At 32.6% G+C, this 23,734-nt stretch carries 16 protein-coding genes and 3 pseudogenes; 12 read left to right on the top strand and 7 right to left on the bottom strand.

The window, feature by feature from the left end; genetic code table 11:
* Nucleotides 1-42 precede the first annotated feature (42 nt).
* The 5 genes from DES48_RS05130 (at nt 43) to nrdG (ending at nt 6,331) form a co-directional block, all read left to right on the top strand.
* Nucleotides 43-1,143 carry a C40 family peptidase gene (locus DES48_RS05130; RefSeq protein ID WP_245911299.1) on the top strand — a complete coding sequence of 367 codons (1,101 nt, stop codon included), beginning with the start codon at nt 43-45 and terminating at the stop codon, nt 1,141-1,143.
* A gap of 268 nt (nt 1,144-1,411) precedes the next feature.
* Nucleotides 1,412-2,866: a zinc ribbon domain-containing protein gene (locus tag DES48_RS05125; RefSeq protein WP_113867394.1), complete on the top strand. Its 1,455-nt coding sequence runs from the start codon at nt 1,412-1,414 to the stop codon at nt 2,864-2,866.
* Nucleotides 2,867-2,917: 51 nt separating this feature from the next.
* Nucleotides 2,918-3,670: a zinc ribbon domain-containing protein gene (locus DES48_RS05120; protein ID WP_113867392.1), complete on the top strand. Its 753-nt coding sequence runs from the start codon at nt 2,918-2,920 to the stop codon at nt 3,668-3,670.
* 268 nt (nt 3,671-3,938) lie between these two features.
* The gene (locus DES48_RS05115; RefSeq protein WP_113867390.1) at nt 3,939-5,873 is read left to right on the top strand and encodes an anaerobic ribonucleoside triphosphate reductase; all 1,935 of its coding nucleotides are present in this window, start codon (nt 3,939-3,941) and stop codon (nt 5,871-5,873) included.
* Nucleotides 5,864-6,331, top strand: coding sequence for an anaerobic ribonucleoside-triphosphate reductase activating protein (gene nrdG, locus DES48_RS05110; RefSeq protein ID WP_113867388.1), 468 nt, complete (start codon nt 5,864-5,866; stop codon nt 6,329-6,331). Before DES48_RS05115 ends, nrdG begins: the two co-directional genes overlap by 10 nt.
* 120 nt (nt 6,332-6,451) lie before the next feature.
* Here the strand turns inward: nrdG and DES48_RS05105 are convergent, their stop codons facing one another.
* Nucleotides 6,452-7,015, bottom strand: a complete 564-nt coding sequence (locus DES48_RS05105) for a nuclease-related domain-containing protein (protein ID WP_113867386.1) — start codon at nt 7,013-7,015, stop codon at nt 6,452-6,454.
* 177 nt (nt 7,016-7,192) lie between these two features.
* Here DES48_RS05105 and DES48_RS05100 point away from each other — a divergent pair, with 177 nt between their 5' ends.
* The 3 genes from DES48_RS05100 to DES48_RS05090 all read left to right on the top strand — a co-directional run bounded on the left by DES48_RS05100 (nt 7,193) and on the right by DES48_RS05090 (nt 10,485).
* Entirely contained in the window at nt 7,193-7,537 is a 345-nt protein-coding gene (locus DES48_RS05100) for a PilZ domain-containing protein (RefSeq protein WP_170126167.1), read from the top strand.
* A 97-nt stretch (nt 7,538-7,634) separates the two neighbouring features.
* Complete coding sequence (gene corA / locus DES48_RS05095) at nt 7,635-8,591, top strand: magnesium/cobalt transporter CorA (protein WP_113867384.1); 957 nt, start codon at nt 7,635-7,637, stop codon at nt 8,589-8,591.
* 829 nt (nt 8,592-9,420) lie between these two features.
* The gene (locus DES48_RS05090) at nt 9,421-10,485 is read left to right on the top strand and encodes an LCP family protein (RefSeq protein ID WP_113867383.1); all 1,065 of its coding nucleotides are present in this window, start codon (nt 9,421-9,423) and stop codon (nt 10,483-10,485) included.
* Nucleotides 10,486-10,596: 111 nt separating this feature from the next.
* Here DES48_RS05090 and DES48_RS05085 read toward each other — a convergent pair.
* Nucleotides 10,597-11,677, bottom strand: a pseudogene (locus DES48_RS05085) (IS3 family transposase).
* Nucleotides 11,678-11,782: 105 nt separating this feature from the next.
* Nucleotides 11,783-12,511 carry a WecB/TagA/CpsF family glycosyltransferase gene (locus DES48_RS05080; protein WP_113867382.1) on the bottom strand — a complete coding sequence of 243 codons (729 nt, stop codon included), beginning with the start codon at nt 12,509-12,511 and terminating at the stop codon, nt 11,783-11,785.
* A 279-nt stretch (nt 12,512-12,790) separates the two neighbouring features.
* Here DES48_RS05080 and DES48_RS05075 point away from each other — a divergent pair.
* Nucleotides 12,791-13,087 (top strand): annotated as a pseudogene (locus tag DES48_RS05075) (IS3 family transposase); the annotation flags it as partial.
* A gap of 99 nt (nt 13,088-13,186) precedes the next feature.
* Here DES48_RS05075 and tagH read toward each other — a convergent pair.
* Both tagH and DES48_RS05065 read right to left on the bottom strand, forming a co-directional pair.
* The gene (gene tagH / locus DES48_RS05070; RefSeq protein ID WP_113867381.1) at nt 13,187-13,981 is read right to left on the bottom strand and encodes a teichoic acids export ABC transporter ATP-binding subunit TagH; all 795 of its coding nucleotides are present in this window, start codon (nt 13,979-13,981) and stop codon (nt 13,187-13,189) included.
* A gap of 14 nt (nt 13,982-13,995) precedes the next feature.
* On the bottom strand, nt 13,996-14,817 hold the full coding sequence (locus DES48_RS05065; protein WP_113867380.1) for an ABC transporter permease: 822 nt from the start codon (nt 14,815-14,817) through the stop codon (nt 13,996-13,998).
* A 197-nt stretch (nt 14,818-15,014) separates the two neighbouring features.
* Between DES48_RS05065 and DES48_RS05060 the strand changes: the two genes are divergently transcribed.
* From DES48_RS05060 to DES48_RS05050, 3 genes are all read left to right on the top strand, one after another.
* Entirely contained in the window at nt 15,015-16,511 is a 1,497-nt protein-coding gene (locus tag DES48_RS05060; protein ID WP_113867379.1) for a glycosyltransferase, read from the top strand.
* 99 nt (nt 16,512-16,610) lie between these two features.
* Nucleotides 16,611-17,813 (top strand): O-antigen ligase family protein, encoded by a 1,203-nt coding sequence (locus DES48_RS05055; RefSeq protein ID WP_113867378.1) that lies wholly within the window; start codon nt 16,611-16,613, stop codon nt 17,811-17,813.
* A 64-nt stretch (nt 17,814-17,877) separates the two neighbouring features.
* The gene (locus DES48_RS05050) at nt 17,878-20,238 is read left to right on the top strand and encodes a CDP-glycerol glycerophosphotransferase family protein (protein ID WP_113867377.1); all 2,361 of its coding nucleotides are present in this window, start codon (nt 17,878-17,880) and stop codon (nt 20,236-20,238) included.
* 25 nt (nt 20,239-20,263) lie between these two features.
* Here the strand turns inward: DES48_RS05050 and DES48_RS05045 are convergent.
* Nucleotides 20,264-21,457: pseudogene (locus DES48_RS05045) on the bottom strand (CDP-glycerol glycerophosphotransferase family protein); the annotation flags it as partial.
* A 26-nt stretch (nt 21,458-21,483) separates the two neighbouring features.
* Nucleotides 21,484-23,610, bottom strand: coding sequence for a bifunctional glycosyltransferase/CDP-glycerol:glycerophosphate glycerophosphotransferase (locus tag DES48_RS05040; RefSeq protein ID WP_245911298.1), 2,127 nt, complete (start codon nt 23,608-23,610; stop codon nt 21,484-21,486).
* Between the last annotated feature and the right edge of the window lie 124 nt (nt 23,611-23,734).

Genomic DNA, 23,734 nt, shown 5'->3' with positions numbered 1-23,734 from the left:
GGTAGAATAAAAGAAAATGATAACAGAAAGAAGGTATACGAAGTGAAAAAGAAACTAGTAGCATTCACTACTGGTGCTGTCATTGCTTCTTGTTTAGCAGCCAATCCATCAAACGTAGATGCAGCGTCTTACACCGTAAAGTCTGGGGACTCTTTATGGTCTATTGCCCATAAACATCAAACTTCTATTGCTAGTTTAAAATCGCTTAATGATTTAAAAAATGATCTTATCTTTCCAAAACAAGTACTTCAATTAGATGGTTCATCTAGCAAAAAGACAAATGACAAGAAAGTGAACCAAAAAAAAGAAACCACTTCCTCTTCGTCAGCCAACCAAAAAACGTATACCGTGAAAGCTGGCGATTCTCTGAGTAAAATTGCTGTTGCGCATAATATCTCACTAACAGATCTTATGGAATGGAACAAACTAGACACAACATTGATCTACCCAAATGATGTGTTCATAGTGGCAAAGCCTGATTCTAATACAAACGCAACAAAAGAAAAAACTGCTAAAGAAACGAAAGATAAATCGAACCAGTCAGAGAAACGCGCTACGGCTACATATACCGTGAAGTCAGGAGATTCTCTGTGGAAAATTAGTAAGAAATATAGCATGTCCATTACCAAACTAAAGGATATCAACAATCTATCATCAGACCTTATCCGTGTTGGACAAGTCTTGTCAGTTAATAGTTCTGCTGTATCTGAACAAGAAAAAGCTCCTGCGCCTAAAACGAATGTGAATGAAAAACCGACAGAGAAAGACCAAGTTGATTATAATGTAGATAAACTGATTCAAACAGCTAAATCATTCATAGGGACTTCTTATGTATATGGTGGGGAAAATCCTGGTGAAGGTTTTGATTGCAGTGGCTTTATCTATCACGTCTATAATCAAGCAGGTAAAGATATCAACCGCTTATCTAGTAGTGGCTACTATAACCGTTCTTATTATGTGAACACACCCAAAGTTGGCGATCTCGTATTCTTTGAAAACACCTATAAGAAAGGTATTTCACATCTTGGGATTTATGCAGGCAATAATACCTTTATTCATGCCTCTTCCAGCGGAGTCAAACAAACTAGTTTAGATAATCGTTATTGGGCTAAACACTTTGATGGTTATAAACGTCTTTATTGATTTCGTTCATTATAAAAACTGGTATGATCGATGCTAATCGAAGCAACGATTGTACCAGTTTTTATTTAGGTTCATATTCCAATTAATACGATAAGTCTTTTCTTCTTGCTATCCCTCTTCTACTATATGCCTCCTTTCTTTCCTCCTTCTTCCATTCGCTAGAAAACCATACAAACTTCTATAAACTCCTTTATTTTTGTCCTTTAGTTGCCGATAATAACCAAGTCGCATTTGCGGTAAATACAACTAAAGGAAGGATGATGTGTTAATGAATCATTTTTGTAAGGAATGTGGACATGAATTAAAGTCAAAAGCAAATTTTTGTCCAGAATGTGGAACGTCTGTCCAACAAACAACGCAAGTACATAGGGATAATACTATCTCGAAAGAATCAGCGAAACAATCACTGGTCAGTCGAATTAAACGTTTGTCCAGAAAACAGAAAGTTATTGGTAGCAGCGTTATTGCTGCAATCATCTTACTTATCGTTACCTATCAAATCGGTGCAACACTAACTGATAAAGATCGTTTAATTAATCGTTTTGAGCAAGCATTAGCTGATCAAGATGCAAAAGCGATGGCAGATCTGCTTACTGCTGGAGATAAACGGTTAGAAATTACGGAAGAAAACCTTTCGGAATTTATGAAATACACGGAAGAAACGCCTTCTTCTCAACAGTATTTCACCGAAGATTTACGCGCACAAGCTTCGGTTTACGAATCAGGGAATACGCCAGAATCAAGTAGAGTGTTTTCACTTAAACAAGATGGGAAAACAGCACTTATTTATGATCATTATACAATTGAAGTGATGCCGTTTTATTTTGAAGTTCGTACAAATATGAAAGATGTACATCTCATGCTCAATAACGAAGCGTTAGCAGTGAGTGATGCGGAAGCATATACGAAAGAATTCGGTCCGTTCTTGCCAGGAAATTATCAAGTATCCGCTAGCTATGAAAATGATTATGCAGTTTTAGAAAACAATGTTCAACTGCAATTATTAGCACCTTATGATCAACATCAACAACTAGATTTATCCTTATATGGCGAATACGTATCTTTATCATCTGAATATGAAGACATTGCAACATCCACATCTTTTTTTGTTAATGATAAGGCGATTGACCTTTCAGAAGATAACCAATTTGGACCTGTTTCTGTCGATGGCTCGATAGCAGCACATAGTGTACTTACCTTCCCTTGGGGAGAAGCACAATCTCAAAAAACACCAATTGAGTCTAGTTATATGGATTTAGCTGTTCCTTCTCCGTTTTCTGAAGAGATACAAACAGAAATTGTTAATACGATTCATGGCTTTGCTGGCGAATATGTCGACGCAACAAAAGCAAGAGATGTATCCCTTTTTACAACTACAACTGATGCATACAACGAAGATGCTACATCTGAATATGACAATATGAATGATTGGGATAAACGATGGACCGGTTCATATGATAAAACCGTTGTCGATGTAGACAGTTTCTCGCTTTTCGAAGACGATGACACATTTGGTCTAGAAGTTGATGCACAACTACACTTTAGTGATGTGGCCTCTTATTATGCAGACGATGAAGATGTAGAAAAATCAGATGAAGTCGATGACCTATCAATTGAAATGTTGTATAACGAAGAAGATGGCGCTTGGTATGTCAATGATTATTACAGCTTATGGTCATTCGAGCCTGAAAATACAGTTGAACGTAAAGTTAAAACACAGTAATTTTTGACGAAGTGACCGCAAACTATTAAATTATCAAAGGAGCGATTTTATATGTATTGTTCACAATGTAATGCACCCTTGGAGACAGACGCAAAATTTTGTACGAATTGTGGTGCCAAAGTAACCGATGTTCAAACGAAGGCAACTGCTAGCAAGACGGAAGCAACAAATGATTATGTAGTGCAAGGAAAGACAATCGCTAAACAATATTGGAGCTTTATTCCAAATGCTTTAGCACATCCATTTACAACAAGTAAACAAGTTACGGAAAGAGATAAAATCAATGCTATCATTACAATCGTGCTTTTTTCACTATTTTTACCGTTGTACATATACAGTAGTGCACGTGTTGTGATGCATGGGTTTATGAGTCCTTCCTTTGCTGATATAGTAATTAAACCGTTCTTTATCTTAATTATTTTCTTCGCAGTGTTAATTGCAGTGAAATTTGGTGTAGCTAAATTAATGAAGGCAGATGTGAGTTTCATGTACGTCGTGACATCTTTCGGGTCACTAATGGTGTTACCAACGGCCATCGCACTCGCTACATGGGTATTTGCATTAATCGGTAGTATTACATTTAGTAGCATTTTAATGTTATTAGCAATTAGTTTAACTTCTATTGCAAGTATGGCAACGGTCTTCTCATTAAAAACAAAAGCACCTGCAACTAGTAAACTTGATGCCGTCTATGGCGTGGTAATTACCTATGTTGCTATGGGTATTATTCTTTTCATTATTGGTGACAGTCTACTAGGTAATTTACTAAGTGAATTTCAAAATAGTTTTTACGCTCCATTTTAATCTATTGTTAACGAAAGCTATCAAATAGGGAAATCCTATTTGATGGCTTTTTTTGTGTAATTAATTGCAGCATTAAAATTCTATTAAATATAAAAAAATAATAGATTATAGGCACTTGCTATATCAGTTTTTTAAACTTTTATGTCAAAGAACATGTGACATATACCACAGTATTTATCCGTTTCAACATGATAAACTTACATTCAAACACAATATATAGATTTTACATTTAATCAAAACCGCTATATATTGAATCAGGAGTGATTACATGGTACAAGCGCCTATTCATACAGAAAAACCAAAAAATGCTCTACTTGAAGCATTAGATCAAATAGTTGATTCTAGTAATCAAGATTTAATTCAAGAAAATGCTAATGTCGACGGTCAATCGCCGATGGGCCAGATGTCCAAGTTTGCTTCCGAAGCCGCGAAACATTATGCGAAACAATTTATGTTAAGTCCTGCAGTAACCGAGGCAATGGAAAACAATTTCATTCATCCACATGACCTTGATTTTATGCCAACGGGGACAACAACTTGTTGCCAAATCCCATTAGGTGAGATTTTAAAAAATGGCTTCAACACCGGGCATGGCTATATGCGTGAGCCAAATGACATTTTAAGTGCAATGGCATTAGCTTCGATCATTTTTCAATCAAATCAAAACATGCAACATGGCGGTCAAAGTTACCCAATGTTTGATGTTGATTTAGCACCTTACGTACATAAAACATTTGAAAAACATAACAAACGTATTGCGCGTTATACAACGAACTTAACGGATGAGGAAAGAGCAAAAGCTGCATGGCAAGAAACCGATCGTGATGTGTACCAAGCATGTGAAGCTTTTGTGCATAACTGCAATTCGATGCATTCACGTGGCGGTGGGCAGGTTCCTTTTGTTTCGGTTAATTATGGAACAGATACATCTAAAGAAGGTAGATTATTGATTAAGAATCTACTATTGGCAACCAAAGCTGGGTTAGGGAATGGGGAAACACCAATTTTTCCTATTCAAATTTTTAAAATGAAAAAAGGAATTAATTTTGAACCTGGTGAACCAAATCATGATCTCTATCAATTAGCATTAGAGACAACTGCTAAACGCCTCTTCCCGAATTTTAGCTTTATTGATGCGAGCTTTAATGCGCAGTATTACGATGGAACCCCTGCCTCAGAGGTTGCTTATATGGGTTGTCGTACACGAGTGATGCAAAATCGACATGGTGCGGAGAACAGTATCAAACGAGGAAATCTATCGTTTACTTCCATTAACCTTGTTAAAATCGCCTTAACTACCGGTGATGTAGGCACTTTTTTTGAACAACTTGATCATTACATTGATCTTGTGATTCAACAATTAATCGAAAGATATCAATTCCAAATCAAAAAGAAAGCAAAACATTTTTCTTTTTTATACAGTCAAGGCGTATGGAAAGATAGTGAGCAACTGACCGCTGAAGATACACTGGAAGACGCATTAAAGCAAGGCACATTAAGTATTGGCTTTATCGGTTTGGCTGAAGCATTAAAAGCTTTAATCGGGGTGCATCATGGAGAATCTAAGAATGCTTATCTCCTGGGCCAACGAATTGTTTGCCATATGCGTGATCGCGCAGATCAAGCCGCAGCTGAATACGATTTAAATTTTTCCCTTATTGCAACACCAGCGGAAGGATTATCAGGGAAATTTACGAAAATTGATCAACAAACCTTTGGAAAAATACCAGGTGTAACAGAACGAGATTATTATACCAACTCATTCCATATTCCTGTCTATTATCCAATCCGTGCGATCGATAAGATTGAAAGAGAAGGCGCATTTCATCACTTATGTAACGGTGGTCATATTTCGTATATCGAATGTGATGGGGATGTATCAAAAAATACGAAAGCACTCGATACATTGGTGAAAACAATGGCTGCAAATGATTTCGGCTATGGCTCAATTAATCATCCTGTCGACCGCTGCACGGATTGTGGCTACACTGGCATTATTGATCGAGCGTGTCCAAAATGTCACAATGCAGATGAAGCGAAGATAGAGCGTATTCGGCGGATTACCGGTTACCTCGTAGGCGACATGAAAAAATGGAATTCTGCCAAACGTGCAGAAGAAAGTCAACGGGTTAAACACCAAACCAGCTCTTCAAATGCAGATGCACAATTATCTCTATTTTCAGGAGACCGATCATGCGAGTAATGAATATTCTCCATGACTCTGTCGTTGATGGTGAAGGGTTACGTACAGTGATCTTTTTTGCCGGTTGTCCGCATTTCTGCAAAGGATGCCACAATCCTGCGAGTTGGAACATTCGAAACGGTACAGAAATGACGGTGGAAGAAGTCGTTAACGAAGCGGGAAGTAACCCCTTAACCGATATTACGCTATCTGGTGGAGAACCATTTTTCCAAGCAAAGGAAGTTGCACAAGTAGCGAAACGGTTAAAAGAAATAGGGAAACATATCTGGGCTTACACGGGGTTTACGTTGGAACAATTACAGCAATCTGATGACCCTTATCAACGCGAACTGCTTGGTTACTGTGATGTTTTGGTCGATGGTCCTTTCATTTTAGCTGAACGTGATTTGTCGCTAACATTTCGAGGCAGTAGAAATCAACGAGTGATTGATTTAACCCACATGGAAATAATGGTATAAGGCACATGATAGACAAACTACCTTGGTGAACATATATTTACCAAGGTAGTTTTCTATCTAGAAACATAATATGCTTAACACAAATCACATATTTTCCATTTCCTGCAAGATAATCATATTTTATTTTGAATTCGTTTGCAACTGTGCCAACATCTTAGCTATGCTTTGCTTCGACAGCTGTGGTGTTTTCCACGCTTGAATAGTTGTTTCGATTTGCTCATCTAGAACCACGTGTTTGTCTTTAAACTGTGCCTTGTCTAAGTTTAATGTCCCTGCTTTGGTAAACGTGACAATCTGATGGACATGCTTTTCATTTAACGAAATAACTTCTGCTAATGCTTTGGCTTTTTTCTTTGCCTGTATCAACGGGTTAGGAAACTTATTTTGCTGTTTGTTCCGTTTAACCAACCATTGTTCAGCAGCTACATCTCCTTCAATCACGCCCATTCGATGCTCCGGTTGGATAACAAAGATACCGTAAACTGAAAATACTAAACTATGAATTGTAATCTCCTGATTGGTTAGTTTTACATTTTTGAGCACATGATATGCATTGTTATTTTTATGCAACATTTCGAGCTTACGATTTAGATTAGCTAACTTCATTCGTTTTCTAAGTAAGTTATATCCGGCACTCACGCCAACAATAATGCCTAATACCAAAAAAACAAGTAATCCTTCCATTGCTATTTCCTCCTATCTCTATCTTCATACTATCATAATTAGCATTTAAAAAAGTGCTATTTTATTATACGTTTGCAAAGTAGTTGCATTTATGGTTAAATGTGTTATATTTTATAAAAATGTATTATATTTCTATTTTTTACAAATATGATATGTAGTGTGAAAAGGATGGTGAACATGTCTAGAAACTATGCACGTCTGCAATTTTCAGATTTTACACTGACAAAAGCTTCGCTACAAACATTAGATCCGTCTAATACGTTGCAACTAGATAAAGAAATAGCCTTACACAATATAAGTATGAAAGGGCTATGTTTTTCTACTAATCAACCTTTTGAAATCAATGATCAATTTCTCTTGCAACTTCGCCTATTTTCACCTAAAAATTATATTGTGGGCCAAGTAATATGGAAAAAGAAAACAGCAGTAGCTTATACGTACGGGATCTCCATTCTTGCTACCGACTTCGATTACTATCAATATATGAAATTCTACGATAATTATAGAAAAACACAACAGTAAGTCGCTGTGATGCGGCTTACTTTTTTTATCGCCATACAATTGTTTTTTGATGTTAGTATAGGGGTATACTATTTGAAAAAGTGAGGGTTAGCAACGTATGATACATATTATGGCAATTGATAGCCAACATCAATTCATTACTTTCGATTCGATCGAACAGCTTACTCAAAACGACTATCAATGGTGCTGGATCGATTTTGATCAACCAACTGATCAAGAAGTCACCCACTTAGAAAAAACATTACACTACCATCCATTAGCTATTGAAGATTGTTTGCAAACTCTACAACGAGCTAAACTCGATTATTATGATGATTTTAGTTTTTTTATCATGCACGCGATTCATCCTGAGACATTGGATCAGCTCGAGCACGATTTTTTTCTTAGCGAGCGTATGATTGTGACATTTCATTATAATAGATCACCCCAAATTAGCCACGTTTGGCAGCGTGTGATTCAGTTGTTATCAGCTGCGCAATTGGAAAAATGGGATCCTTACCGTGTCTTTTATGAAATTCTAGATAAGATTGTTGATCAATATTTTCCGATTGTCTATACAATTGAAGATGAACTGAACGAAGTCGAAGACAATCCAAATGAAGAAGCGATGCCTGTCTTACTGGATAATTTGTTTGATATTCGCCATCAGCTACTTCAATTACGCCATACAATCAACCCAGTACGTGATTTGTTTTATCGAATGTTGAATTCAAGTCATTTGAGTGGTATTCAAAGCCGACGCGCCTATTTCACAGATATTTATGATCACCTATTGAAACTTGCAGAAATGGTTGCTTCTAATCGTGAAATCGCCAATGATATTCGTGATAATTATCTCTCGTTAAACTCACACCAAACGAATGAAGTGATGAAAGTATTAACAATCATTACTTCTATCTTTGCGCCGCCTACGTTAATTGCAGGAATATATGGTATGAACTTTGCCTATATGCCTGCGTTACAAACAAAACTAGGTTATTTTGTTACACTAGGTGTGATGGTCGTTATTGCTGGGATGATGTTTGCTTGGTTTAAGCGTAAAGGTTGGTTTTAACTGAGGTATTATATCATTTGAGAACAATTTGCAATGATTATATAAATAAGCTCACCTTACGAAACGACGTGGTTAGGAAATGGAATTAACGTTCAATTATTTATTTAAGTAAGTCAATTTCATAATTCAATATTTGATTGACAAACACGAATGATATAATTATATGTAGTGTATTAGCTCCGTTCAGTCAGCAAATGGGGTCGCTTTCCGAAGCTTGGCCTCGGGCCCACAAGAGGTGAGTCAGTTAGACGTTGTCACACGACGTAATAGTTTTAGTCTAACATTCCTTTCTCAACAAAAGTAGCTCTTCGGTTTAGGGGACTGCGATTACTCGTCCCACCAAGACCATCTGCTATTCCTTAAGGATAAGGAAAGCTTCGGCAGCGAATCATCGCACGAAGAAAATAGCTTTTTATTTTCAAGGAGTCTAACCCCATTTGCTTCCTTCACTTTTTAAATAACGAATGAAGTGAATAGAATAATATGTAATGTCCGGATTTTATTAATTGGAAATGAATTATGAAATTGATTTAAGTTACATAGAAAAACACACGAAGCTTCTTATTCGTTAGTTTTTAAATTTATATTACGTTAGAACTTGTTTTTCAATGAGTCGTATTAATATGGGTTAGATAGAAACAAAATTTAAGTGTATATAATTTATTTTATAGTGTTTTTTTAAAAATATGTAAATTGTTATTCACATTAGTTTTTATCTATATTATAATTAAAAGGTTACTTAGAACTTTTTATCAAGTAAAACCATAGAGTCTGTCATAATATATTGGTTAATAGAAAATGTAGAATTTTTACGGAGGCGCTACTTAGAATGAAAAAGGAAAATAATATATCACGAATAAAGAAACGAAAGAAAAAACACAAAAAGAGATATCTTTTTATTTTAATACCGATATTGCTACTCGTAGGTGCAGGTGGAACATACGCTGCTGTAGTTTGGAATCATGCAAAGGAGATCGTTGCTGATTCCTATGAAGAAGATGGAAGAGCAAGTGGGTCTGAATTACGCGACAAAAAAGTTAATCCAACTGTGGATGATGTTTCCATATTATTTGTCGGAGTTGATCAAAGTAAAAAACGTAAAGCAAATAATGAAAGTAATGAACTTTCTGATGCTTTAATTCTTGCCACCTTAAACAAAGAAGAAAATAGTGTGAAAATGGTCTCGATTCCTCGTGACACCTATGTTTATATTCCAGAAGTTGGTTATAAAACTAAAATAAATCATGCGCATGCCTATGGTGGAATGAAAGCTACAATCGAAACAGTGGAAGGACTATTTGACATTCCAGTAGATTACTATGTAAAAATCAATTTTAATGCGTTTATTGATGTAGTTAATGAATTAGATGGAATAACTGTAGACGTTCCCTATGAAATGTATGAACAAGATTCCGAAGATAATGCTCGCGCGATTCATTTATTACCTGGTGAACAGAAATTGAATGGCGAAGAAGCCTTGGCTCTAGCACGTACAAGAAAACAAGATAATGACATTGAACGTGGAAAACGTCAACAAGAAATTATTAAAGCAATGGTTAATAAAGCAGTTTCATTTAATACGTTATTGAACATTTCAGATCTTATGACAGCTGTTGGTGATAATATGTCCACGAGTATGTCATTTAATGAGATTAAAAGCTTTGTTTCGTATGGAAGCAAAGGCAATTTGGAAATAGAAACATTAAGTTTAAAGGGATCTGACGTATGGGCAGACGCGTACTACTATCAATTAGATGAAACTGATTTATCAGAAAAACAAGAAATCTTAAAAGAACATCTTGGGTTAACGACTTATTCAAGTCAATTAGATACCGATGGTACCGATTTAAGCAGTACCACAGCAGGAAACAATAATACAAATAACATAAATTAAAAAAGCTGATGAACATAATTGACTGAACTAGTAATATGAGACAAGAAAAAGCACCTATGCTGCCTTTGCCCTGAATTGAACAGGGGAAAGGCAGTTTAATTTTGAAAACGGTCATATATAGTTGTAATAATACATGTACGATTCTATTTTTTCTAGTACAATAGAATTTGTAAGACGCATCTTTTGATGTGTGTAGAATTCTTCTGACTTTATGGTGGAGTGGAAGGATTCAATGACGGCATTATCAAAGCAATTGCCTTTGCGGGACATGCTTGTGATAATGCCTTTTTCTTCTGCTAAATCTTGAAAAGCATACGATGTATATTGCGCTCCTTGGTCACTGTGAAGCATCAGCCCTTTCGTTTCTCGCCCATTACAAGCTGCTTTCAATGCTTCTAATACGAGTTCTAACGCTTGGCTATGCCCCACTCGATACGCAACAACCCATAATGGTTGATAAATACATCATAGATTCTCCAAAAGGTAAATAAGTAATATCGGTTACCCACTTTTGGTTTGGTTGGTCTGTATTAAAATTCTGTTCAAGTAAATTAAGAACAATACACTTACTCTCTCTAGCCACTTTTGATTTTCTTTTTAGTTTTACTCAACATTGAATATTATATTTTTGCATGATACTTTGAACAGTATTTCTGTTCACGGTGATTTTATGGTCCTCTTTTAGAACCTTTTTAACCATTCGGTCTCCAATTCTGTAATTTAGAGATTTACAGATATCAATTATCTGTTGCTCTAAATCTGTTGTCCCCCACGACTTTAGAGTCCAACGATAATAAGTAGACCTAGGAACCCTAATACAATCACATAGCATTGATACCGCATAAACCCTTCAGTGACTTTACGAATTCTAAAACTACTTTTGGTACCAACTCCCTTCGATTTCCTGGTACTTTTTTAGGTTTTTGATCTCTAAATGTTTGATCTGTCTTTTTAATTGCTCTATTTCGCTTAGTTCTTCAGGACCTTTACCAAAAGAATATTGTTTACCTATTGGCTGTGACAATCGATGCTCGTCTCCTCCACGGTACCACTGCATCCATACCTTGATTTGAGTTACGTTACGGATCCCTAATTCATTCATAATCTATTTATTGGTGTACTTTTTAGACAACTTCATTTCAATGACTTTTCGTTTAAATTCTTCAGAATATACATTTTTCTTTCCCCCCATGAGAAAAGCACCTCCTAAAAGTCGTTAAATCTATATACGACTCAGGGGGTGCTTTTTCCTCTGTCTTATTTAGTTAGGTCTTTCCATAATTTGTTCATCAGCTTTTTAATAACGTTTAATGGCAACTCGAAACATAAAATGAAAGACTTTTAATATACGTTTCCAGCGAAATGGCTGTTGTAATAAACGATATAACCACTCTAAATTTAGTTTAATCCAACCTTTGGGTGCCCGTTTCACTTTACCAGCAATAACATCAAAACTTCCGCCAACACCCATAAACAGCCCTTTATTAAAAGATTCATAATGTTTCACGATCCATTGTTCTTGCCTTGGAGATCCTAAAGCAACGAATACCATATCAGCTTTCGATTGTTTAACATCATCAACGACTTGTTGATCATCTAAATCAAAGAAACCATGATGATAACCACTAATCACTAGATTCGGATGTAATTGCTTAATACGCTTAATAAACTCTTCTAGAACGAGTTCATCAGCACCTAAAAAGTAACATCCTAATTCTTCCTCTTCTGCATAACCGATTAAATGTGTCATTACCTCAAAACCTGGTATACGCTCTTCAATTGGTTGTCTCATAATCTTTGAAGCTAGTACTATACCAGATCCATCAGGAAGAATATAATCAGCTTGATTTACAATCGCTTTATAATTAGGTTGTTCATTAGCCAACATCACGATCTCAGGGTTTGCAGTAACAAAGAATTGTTTTTGTTGTTGTCTTAGTTTTGGATAAATAATTCCATTATATAATACTTCTCTGTCTATGTTTAAAAAAGAAATACCCATGATTTCTGCATGATTATATAACATGACTTTTCAACCTTTCTAATAATCTAGAAAATTTACGTTCAGTTTACATAAAAGATTTAAATTTATTATGACATGTAATGCAGCCGATCGCAATAGTTTCAAATAAAAACCTCGAGTGCTATAAAATGCAACCTATAGAGTAGACATTAATAAAAATCTATCTATAGGGTACTTTTATGTATAATTAAAAAAAATTAGTCAATGTGGAAGATATATGAGAAACAGATTATTTAATGGGAAAGTAAGAAAAGAAATGTCTAAAAACCGTTAGAAGGAACCTTCATAAATTCTGATCAAGGATTCCACTATACAAATCCAGTCTTTTAAAAAATGGTTAAGAAATATGGTTTAGGACAATCCATGTCAAGACGAGGAAACTGTTGGGATAACGCCCCACAAGAATCATTTTTTGGGCATTTCAAAGATGAAGCATATATTAAACCTTGTGAAACACTAGATGAGTTAAAGCGTGAAATTAAGAGTTATATGACTTATTACAACAATTACAGATATCAATGGAATCTAAAAAAGATGACCCCTGTACAATACAGGAATCACCTTTCCAGTGTAGCATAGTCTTTTTTTAAAAAGTCCTTTACAAAGGTTATAGATTACTATTTCGAGGTTTTCATTTAATAACTTATTTGTAAAATTTGAAATCTAACAAAAAGAACATCAAATAAATACGTCATGGTTTTCCAATGCTTCTTTCCGATAAGCTTCTTTTTCAACCTTAGACATTTTTTTAAAATTATCAATAAAAGCTTCATATTTAGGTAAGACTTCTTCCACATTACCAAATTCTTTAACCATCCCATATTCTAGCCACAAAATTTTTTCACAAAATTGTTTCATCTGTCCAATTGAGTGACTAACAAAAATCATCGTTTTTCCTTGCTCTTTAAATTCTTTCATTTTTGCTAAGCTCTTTTCTGCAAAGGCTTTATCGCCAACAGATAGTGCCTCATCAATAATTAAAATGTCAGGATCTACACTTACAGAAATAGCAAACCCCAACCGGGATTTCATTCCACTTGAATATGATTTAACAGGTTGATCAATAAATTGCTCTAATTCAGCAAATTCAATAATATCATCTTCCATTTCTTCAATTTGTTTTTTTGAAAAACCTAACATTAAACATTTCAATTCAATGTTTTGCCTACCAGTTAAATCATTTTTCAAACCAGAAGAGACAGCTATTAGAGCCGCTTGTCCATTAAGCTCTACTGTACCATTAGTCTCTGGAACAATTCCAGCTACAATATTTGATAAAGTAGATTTACCAGAACCGTTAATTCCAATAAAGCCAATAACATCTCCTTTTTCTGCTTGAAAACTCACATCGCGCAGTGCCCAAAATTCCTCACCATAGCTTTTAGGTGTAATTAAATCTAAAATTCGTTCTGATGACTTTTTGTATAGTTTATATTTTTTCGAAATATTTCTTGCGATAATGGATTTATTCATATTACCCCTTCTTTTTAAGTGAAATCTATAAAGTGTCTCCGGAATTTAATATGAAGAACCGAAGCTAATATAAATATCAATAATGTTATACCCCAAAAGTACAGTGTGTATTTCCAGTTGATAATCATGTACCAATCCAGTCCAAAAAAGCTGGACCTATACCCTTCTATCAAATAATATAATGGATTAGCTTTCATTATAAATTGAATATTATCTGGTAAAGCATTTAAATTCCACAATATCGGCGAAAGATACAACACCATTCGCAACGTTGCTTGTAAAAACATCTGAATATCTCGAACAATCGTAGATAATGTAGACATTAATAATGATAGTGAAAAGGTAAATGCTAATAAGGCTATTGTAAAATAAATAAATTGAATATAATAAACATTAATTAGAAACCCGGTAAATTGCATAATTATTATGGTAATCAATAGCATAATTAAATGAACATAATACCTAGAAAATACAATGAAGTTTGGTATAATACTCATTGGAAAATTCATTTTTGATAACATTTTTATTCTCGTATAGATTGATTTTGAGCCCTGTATAATTGACTGATAGAAAAACAACCAAATGATCATTCCACATAGCATCCAATTAATAAATGGAACATCTAGTCCATTTGCTATTGGCATATTCGACCTTTCTCTTATTCCAAAACCAAATACAAACCAATAAATACCGATTTGGAATAATGGATTGATTACTTCCCACGCCATACCCAAATAATTATTGCTGTTATTGTTCTTTAATTCATACATGGAGAGTCTTCTTACTAAGTAAAAATATTTAAACTGTTCCTTTAACACTTTCCAAGCTGATTTCATACAAATATCCTTCCTAGTTTACACTTTCTATAAATACTTTTAAAATTATACTAGGTATTTTTTAAAATGACAACAATACTTATTGTTTAGTTATAGATATAATGTTACTTATTTGTAACCTTAACAAATGAAAAATATGCTACTATTTGATAGTATTCAATATATATATATATATTAAAAAGGAGTAATTGATTATTATGAAAACACCTGTTTTTGTATTTGATTCTTTAAATTTAGTTAGAGGTGGTCTGACTAAAGCTGTTATTACCAGAGCAAATATGCTAACCAATGAGTTTGATGAAGTGATTTTTCTAACATTAAGGTTTCAATCCAATTTTCACGAGATTGTTAATAAACTATATGACAGTGGACAATTAAATAAAAAAATTAAGGTTTTTAATTTATTTGACGATGTCATGACAAATAAATTATTACCAGACAGAAGAATAAAAAAAAGAAAACCGGTCTACCAAGTTCAAGAAAAAGGGTTTGATATCTTTAAAGATAAGAGAGATGTTCCTCCCTCCTATCGTTATTATAAAAATGGATTATACATTAAATATAAACGTTTTAATAACAAAAACAAACTTGTATTTATAGACTATATGACCGAAGGACGAAATAGATACAGACGAGAAGAATTTGACTTATATGGAAACCTTGTAGTAGCAAGACACATGGACACCAGAACAAATAAACCCAGCCTTGAACGATACTTGGATGCTAAAGGAAAATGTTATTTAAGTGTCTGGATAGATTCTGAAGGAAACCCATACCGAACATTATTACTTAATAATAAACAGAACAAAGAATTTAAAAGTTTTTTTAATTTTAAAGCTGATTGGATAAATAAAAAGATGGAAGATATAACTAACCCTGTTTTGATCTCCGATTCAAGAAAAACGGATGAATTAGTAACCAGCATTGAAGGTAAAAAAATAGCTGTTTTACATAATAATCATTACAAGAAACCTTATGATGGCAGTAATGGTTTCAAAGAAACATGGGATTACTTTTTAAACAATATTAATCTATTTAACCAAGTAGTGTTTCTAACTGATGAACAAAGAGAAGACATAAAAAAAGAAATTGGTGAAAAAAGTAATTATATTGTAATACCACATGCAGCTGCACCTGTGTCAAATTATAATACCAATTATGATCCTTTATTAGCCGTTTCTGTCGCTAGATACACTGGACAAAAAAGATTAAATGAAGCAATCAAAGCTTTTAGTTATGTTGTGAAAGAACTTCCTAATGCAGAATATCACATCTATGGATTTGGAGAACAAAAAAATTCTCTGCAAAAACTTATAGGAGAGTTAGGTCTAGAGGATAATGTTAAATTGAAAGGGTTCACTACTAATCCTACTGAGGTATACCAAAAGGCTTGTTGTTCTATCTTGACCTCTGCATATGAAGGATTTGGAATGGTAATAACTGAAAGTCTAGCTGCTGGAACACCTGTCGTTAGTTTCGATGTCAAATACGGACCGAAGGATATTATTAGAGATGGCGTAGATGGTTTTGTCATATCACAAAGAAATAAAGAAATAATGGCAGATAAAATTATTGAATTAATGACAAATCAATCATTAAGGCAGCAGTTAGCTAAAAATTCAAAAGATGTTTTAGAACGCTTTAGCTCTAGCGACTACTCAAAGCACTGGGTTAATATAATTAAAACAGTATAAAATTGGTTATCACTTACAACAAAACTCTTTATTTTCATCCAATCTTCATATTTTGGGGATTGGATACATCTAATTGCGTTGACAAAGGGGTCAAATAAATTGAATGAACTAAAACATAGCATAAAATTAAATTTTTTTCCTTTATTCTATTTAGTACTCTGTTCTCTTCTTCTTTTGAACGTGTTTGAAATAACAGAACCGAAATGGATAAACCATATAGGCGAGCATACTGTTCGCTTATCATTAGTGTTTTTTGCAATTTTTTTTGTTTTTTACTATATATTACAAAGAAGATATACAAAAAATTTAACAAAGCTTTATAGTGGAATTGCAACCTTTTTTATTATTCAACTACTAAGCTCCTATATACATAATACCTATTTTAGCATAGATAATTTGTTTGGACTGTTTGCTATGCTTAGTTTTATTGTTTTAATGGCGCATAGTACATGGAAAACAAAGTATTATAAGTTATTCGGTTATGTGTTTTCTATTTTCATTCTATATATAGCTGCCTATTGGTTGATTTTCAATCCTGTTACAGATGGATTTAGTGCAATTTTCATTAATCCAAATGGTCTGGCAATTATTCTTTTTTGTATGTTCTTTTTTCAGTTACTATCGTTCTTTTATGCCAGTTTAGGTGAGCGCTTTTATTTTGGTGGAATATCAATCTTAAATATATTTTTAATATACTCTACTAGTTCTAGAAATGTATATCTAGCCCTAGCTATTGTATTGTTTAGTTTTATATTATTATCAATATCAAAAAAAATGTTTTCACTCTTATTTTATTTAGCAATTGGTTTTAATGTTGTATTCACTATTTGTTATACTCTACTTGTGAATACACGTGTAGGCGATTATCTAAACACTATTTCAATAAAACTTTTCAACAAAAACTTCTTTAGTGGGCGAAGTGAAATTTGGTTTGATCTTTGGTCTCCAATAATGGACAAACCCTTTTTTGGTCATGGTATCGGTGTTGATGCTCGAGACTTCACTATGAAAACAGCCCATAACCAATATATGCAAACATTATTGGAATCCGGGATAATTGGATTAATTGCTTTCTTTTTTATATTGTTTATTTTATGGAAATTATTACTAAAAAATTTACATAGTTTTGAGGCCAAGCTCTCTGCATGTTTTTTTATCGCCACATTAATTTATGCTAACTTTGAACTTACTTTATTTCAAAATAATTATGCTATCGGGATACTACAGTGGTTACTGATGACTCTTGGTATTTCAATCACAGACAAAGAGTATACAAATAGTAACTTGACGCGATTAAAATGAAGATAGTCTTTAATAATCAAGTATGGGACATATATAAATGAAATGATTAAAAGGGTGGTTTATAATGAAATTAGATAATACCTTGGATAAACCTTTAATAAGAAGCATAATAATACACAACAATGAACTAAAGTGTTTTGGGAGCTACCATAAAGTTGTTGACGTTGCTGTATTAAAACACAGAAAAACAGAAAAATATTTCTCTTTAAAATTAAATTGGAAAGATAATAATAATTGGGAACTATCCATTGACTTTAACCTAATAGATTTAAACAATGGAACGTGGGATTTGTATATGAAAGAACCAAATCACAATGAAAGAATTCATTTACAGACTGACGCACTTGACAATAGCGAATATACACTTTTTTCCACTCGAAATGAGATAACAAGAAAAATAGAAATGTACAAAACAATTTATGGAAATGCTTCTTTAAAAGTAGTAAGTCCCAAAATCCATATTAACGATTATTCATTGGATTTCACATCTGAATCAACAATCTTATTTAACAGCATAGTAGAATTCCCTTCTGAAATTAATATGGATGGTTTTATGAATCATCTATTACTAATAAGAAATAAAGATAATAAAGCAATTGATTGTCCAGTTAACTTGATTGAAACTAATCCCGATAGAAATGAGTATTCTCTATCTTTCTCATTTGATTATAAAAATTTAGTGGAATTTTATAAGAAAACAGGAAGTAAAAAATTCAGTGTCTATCTATTATTTGAAATTAATAATCAAAAATACATAGTCCGATTGTCTACTTCTGATAAATCATTGAAGCAGCTCAGTAGTTACGAACATACATCAAATGGTTTAAAGATAATGTTTCTATACTCTACCATTAAAGACAATTTAGCTATTAATTTGGAAGGTGTGTCTGTCAGTAAAAACATTTCTTTTTATTCATTAAATCATAAAGGTTTAACACTGCATGGGGTATGTAACCTTGATAATATTCCGTTGCAAAACAAACATTTTCTACAACGTTTTCTAATAATAAAAGAACGAGATACTCTGAATGAACTTGAATATGATTTAGGATCTGAAGAGAGTTTTGAGATTACTGTTCCTCTTAAAGAGCTATATAATCTAACTAATAACAGGGAATGCGTTTTAGATATATATGTGCAATTCTCTTATAATGATCATCTTATAAGAAAGAGAATTGGTTGTGAGGAATTTAATTATTCTAAAGATGGAATAATTGATAAAGTTAATTATAAAAAAATGTCAGGGGTAACTTCTTACTATTTAACGTTTACACCTAGAGGGTATCTTAAAATTTTAAAAGCTTCTCACTCTTGGTTAGCTTACCTTTACATGATGTATGGGCAGTATTTAGATTATTATTTTTCCCAAAAAAATATTTGGCTAATTGGAGAAAGAGGAAACACTGCTCAAGACACAGGTTTTCATTTCTTTAACTATTGTAGAGAGCACTATCCAAATAGCCCTATTTATTATGTGATTGATAAAAATTCCAGAGACTTTAAAAATTTAATGTATATGGATAACGTAATTATTAAAGGTAGTTATCAGCATTATAGACTTGCGGCAAAAGCAAATGTTTTTATAGGCTCTCATGATATCGATTATATACTACCGGACAAAGGTATTAATTTCTATTCTTATAAAAAAAGAAACAAAGTATTTTTGCAACACGGGGTTTTAGGTAGAAAAAATGTAGAGTATCATAAAAAATACTATGAGTATCCTTTCAATCTATTCCTAGTAAGCTCTAAATACGAAAAAGATATGGTTCAACAGACATTAGGCTATTCTAAGAAAGAAGTTGCAGTGACTGGTTTATCTCGATTTGATCATCTAAAAATGCAGCATTCTAAAAAACAAACATCTATTATTGTGATACCTACTTGGCGAGATTGGCTAGGTAATGATGATGATTTTAAAAAATCCAATTATTTTAACAAGTATTACGAACTATTAACGAACAACGAATTAAATACTATCATACAAAGAAACAACATAAAACTATATTTCTATCCTCATTATCGGATGCAAGCAATGATTCACCATTTTAAGGACATAGATAATGAAAATATCTCTATTGTAGAACTTGGGCAACGAAATGTACAAGATCTATTAATAGAATCGGACCTAATGATTACAGATTATTCGTCTGTTTCTTTTGACTTTAATTATATGTCGAAGCCAGTTATATTCTATCATTTCGATAGAAATAAGTTTTTCTCTAAAGGTATACTTCGTCCAATCGAGGAAACTTTTTTAGGAGATATTTGTGTAACTCCAGAACAAATTGTAGATAATGTTAAATACTATATTCAATATAATTTTAAAGAGAAGCAAAACTATGTAGATAAGAAACACTTAATCTTTGATCATGTTGATACAAATAACGCCAAACGGATATTTGATGAAATAAATCGGCTATAACAAGTAAATTTGTTATAGCCGATTCTTAACTTTTAGTAATTTGTTCAAAAACTCGTTTTGATGCTTTTCCATCCTCCAAATAACAAAACTCGTTTAAAAAGTTTTCCATCTTATCTTGATAACTAAACTGATCGTTTTCTATATCTTTTATTTGCTCAATTAGTTCTTCAGTAGTTTTAACTAACGGACCTGGAGCCGCTTTCTCAAAATCTAAGTAAAATCCCCTTAAATTATCTCGATAGCTTTCTATATCATATACAAAAAAGAGCATTGGTCGTTGTAAATTTGCAAAATCAAAAAAGACAGATGAGTAATCAGTAATTAGTATATCAGAAATGATGTATAAATCACGTATATCATCATATTTCGAATAATCATAAACAAACGACTCGAAGCCATTCGTATCTATACTTTCGGCTACTAAATAATGCATGCGTAATAATATCACATATTGATCTCCAAACTCCTGATATAATTGTTTTAAATTTAATTCTAGATTAAATTTATACTTACCCTTTGCATAATAGTTATTATCTCTCCATGTAGGCGCATAAAGAATGACTTTCTTATCTAATGGTATCCTAAGTGTTTTTTTTAATATCCTAATTGACTTTTCATTATTATGTTGGTATAAATAATCATTTCTTGGATAACCGGATTCTATAATTTTTTTCTTAAATTGAAAAGCACGTTTAAAAATCGTAGTAGAATATTGGTTGGGGGAGATCAAGTAATCCCATTTATTAGCTTCATATAAAAAATTTAATTTATATTTCTCTGTATTCGTACCTGGCATATGGACTTCCTTCATATCTGCAGCAAGTTTTTTTAACGGAGTTCCATGCCACGTCTGAACATATTTCGTATGTTTTGGCTTAGGTATCCACAGAGGTAACCGACTATTAACAATCCAGTACTGTGCTCTTGGCATTATTAACAACCACTTAATTGAAAAACGAGCCAAGACATTTAATTGATAGCCTTCTATTTTTTTTAGATTTCTAGCATCAATGCTCCAGTACAATTTGTAATTTTCATGATAATTATTTTTTATCATAAACTCGTAAATTGCTCTTGGATTATCACTGTACTGTTTTCCAAGGAAGCTTTCAAAAATAATTACATTTTTTTTAACTGGAAGCGTACCTATTAAAGAGAATAATAAATAATAAAGCTTCGTTACCCATTTCCGTTTCAGTATTTTCATTATTATTTTCTTTAATAGTTGCATGCTTTCCCCTCCATTTAGCTATGAAACACTTGTTTCACTACATTCTCTGACGCACTTCCATTATCCCACTGACAGAATTTATTATAAAACGCTTCATACTTTTCCTGATATTCTTTGTTTAGTTCCTCTATATTATTAATAGCACTTATCACCGATTTAGTCGTCTTTAACAAAGGACCAGGTACTTCTTTTTCAATGTCAAAATAAAGACCACGAATTGTATCGCGATATTTTTCTAAATCATAGGTGTAAAATAGGATTGGTCTACGCAAATGCGCATAATCAAAGAATACAGAAGAATAGTCTGTAATCAAAATATCTGAAACTAAATATAATTCAGCTATATCATCGTGTCTAGACCTATCATATGCAAAATTCTCATATCCTGAAATATCAATTTGATTAGCGATATGATAATGTGTACGGAGAATTACAATGTAATCATCTTTTAATGACTCTTTCATTTTATCCAATTCTAATTTCAGTGTGAATTTATATTTACCACGCTCAAAAAATTCATCATCCCGCCAAGTTGGAGCATATAGAATTATTTTTTTATTTGTAGGTAAATCTAACTTTGCTTTTAAATCATTAATTTTTTCTTTATCATTATGAGTATATAAAATATCGTTTCTAGGATATCCAAACTCTAACATTGTTTTATCATATTTAAATGCTCTTCTGAATATTTCAGATGAATATTTGTTCGGTGATATTAAGTAATCCCATCTTCTAGTTTGAATATAAAAATCTTTTTTAACGTTTGGATTGGCTGAGTAAATATCTTTCAAATCAAATACTAATGTTTTTAAAGGGGTACCGTGCCAAGTTTGCAAATAAACATTTCCTTCCCTTTTCCCAAGAGATTTAGGCATACGGGTATTAGAAACCCAATATTTTGCTTTAGCTAGATAGTAATAATAAGCCAAACTAAATCTTTTTACTTGCTTAGCGTTCCCTGGTATGTTTTTACCAGTTTCGTTAAATACCCAAACATATTTATAATCCATATGGTTATTTAGCATATATTCATATATATATTTTGGATTATCGGAATAATTCTTGCCTAAAAAACTTTCAAACACAACTAATTTATCATTCATTTTAGATTTCACAAAAAAGGATCGATATAATTGTAAGAATAGTGACTTCTTGCTTTTGGTTGCTTTTCTAATATTACGAAGTCGATGATGTTGTCTATTAATACGTTTAAATTTATTTATATTATTCTCTATAATTGGTTTAATCTCTCTTTTAAGCACAGCACTTTTTTTAGAAAGAAAGTTTGAATCTATTTCTTTCATTGCATTAGAAAGAATATAAAATGATATGTCTATATTGTCCTCATTCTTGAAATGAACTGTGATTGTTTTTCGATAGTAATTTAACAACTGTTGATCCAAATAAGTTGAAACATATGGAATATCAGAATACTTATCCTTTGCTTCCATATAGACTTTTGTTAAATTTTTAATTTTATCTGTCCTACTCCTTTGAATTAATGAAGGATTTGTAATAGGATCATTTCTTTTCCTTTTAAAGTAAACGCTTTGCTTGACATATGGAATTTCTTCAATAAGTGCTAAAATATCTGCAATAAACTTTATATCAGAAAATATTTCTACTTGTTCAGGGAAAGCTAGATTATTACTTCTTATAAAGTTCATACTAATCAAACGATTTAATATTGATTTATTTTTAAAGAGATTCTTTCTTTTCTTTTTATAGAGCTTCATGTCAATTTCTTGTGTTTCATTGTGAATTATCTCTTCGCTAAGACCAGTATTTACTAATTTTCCAGAAATAATATCATGATCTCCGATATTGTCCATCAGAAGTTGAAGTGTATCTTTACCAATATAGTCGTCACTGTCAACAAAGTATACATAGTCACCTTCTGCTTGTGATACTCCATAATTCCTTGCCGCACCTACACCCAGTGAACTATTAAAATCAAAAGAGTGAATACGCTTATCTTTTTCAACAAAAACATCTATTATCTCTTTACTTCTATCCGTCGACCCGTTATTAATTACCAATATATCTAAATTATTGTAAGTTTGATTTATTAATGAATTTAAACAATCTTCCAGAAATTCTTCTGTGTTATAAACTGGTACAATTACCGATACCTTTTTCAATATTTTTCCCACCTTATTCATTGTTAATTCGATAATAAATTATATCATGTGCTTTAATTGTTTACAAAATACTTTTTAACTCCCCACTTAAAACATAAATATATTACATTTGTAAAGATACTGC

Origin of the sequence: Paraliobacillus ryukyuensis, from assembly GCF_003315295.1 — a bacterium.
Lineage (GTDB): Bacteria > Bacillota > Bacilli > Bacillales > Amphibacillaceae > Paraliobacillus > Paraliobacillus ryukyuensis.
The sequence above is the reverse complement of the archived record's forward strand: the minus strand, read 5'-3'. Positions and strand labels throughout refer to the sequence as shown.

Coding starts and splice junctions, on each gene's coding strand:
- DES48_RS05065 (WP_113867380.1), bottom strand. CDS start 14,817: ATGAAATCAGCTTGGAAAGTGTTAAAGGAACAGTTTAAATATTTTTAC.
- DES48_RS05120 (WP_113867392.1), top strand. CDS start 2,918: ATGTATTGTTCACAATGTAATGCACCCTTGGAGACAGACGCAAAATTT.
- DES48_RS05050 (WP_113867377.1), top strand. CDS start 17,878: ATGAAATTAGATAATACCTTGGATAAACCTTTAATAAGAAGCATAATA.
- DES48_RS05090 (WP_113867383.1), top strand. CDS start 9,421: ATGAAAAAGGAAAATAATATATCACGAATAAAGAAACGAAAGAAAAAA.
- corA (WP_113867384.1), top strand. CDS start 7,635: ATGATACATATTATGGCAATTGATAGCCAACATCAATTCATTACTTTC.
- DES48_RS05125 (WP_113867394.1), top strand. CDS start 1,412: ATGAATCATTTTTGTAAGGAATGTGGACATGAATTAAAGTCAAAAGCA.
- DES48_RS05105 (WP_113867386.1), bottom strand. CDS start 7,015: ATGGAAGGATTACTTGTTTTTTTGGTATTAGGCATTATTGTTGGCGTG.
- DES48_RS05060 (WP_113867379.1), top strand. CDS start 15,015: ATGAAAACACCTGTTTTTGTATTTGATTCTTTAAATTTAGTTAGAGGT.
- nrdG (WP_113867388.1), top strand. CDS start 5,864: ATGCGAGTAATGAATATTCTCCATGACTCTGTCGTTGATGGTGAAGGG.
- DES48_RS05115 (WP_113867390.1), top strand. CDS start 3,939: ATGGTACAAGCGCCTATTCATACAGAAAAACCAAAAAATGCTCTACTT.
- DES48_RS05100 (WP_170126167.1), top strand. CDS start 7,193: ATGTCTAGAAACTATGCACGTCTGCAATTTTCAGATTTTACACTGACA.
- tagH (WP_113867381.1), bottom strand. CDS start 13,981: ATGAATAAATCCATTATCGCAAGAAATATTTCGAAAAAATATAAACTA.
- DES48_RS05080 (WP_113867382.1), bottom strand. CDS start 12,511: ATGTTATATAATCATGCAGAAATCATGGGTATTTCTTTTTTAAACATA.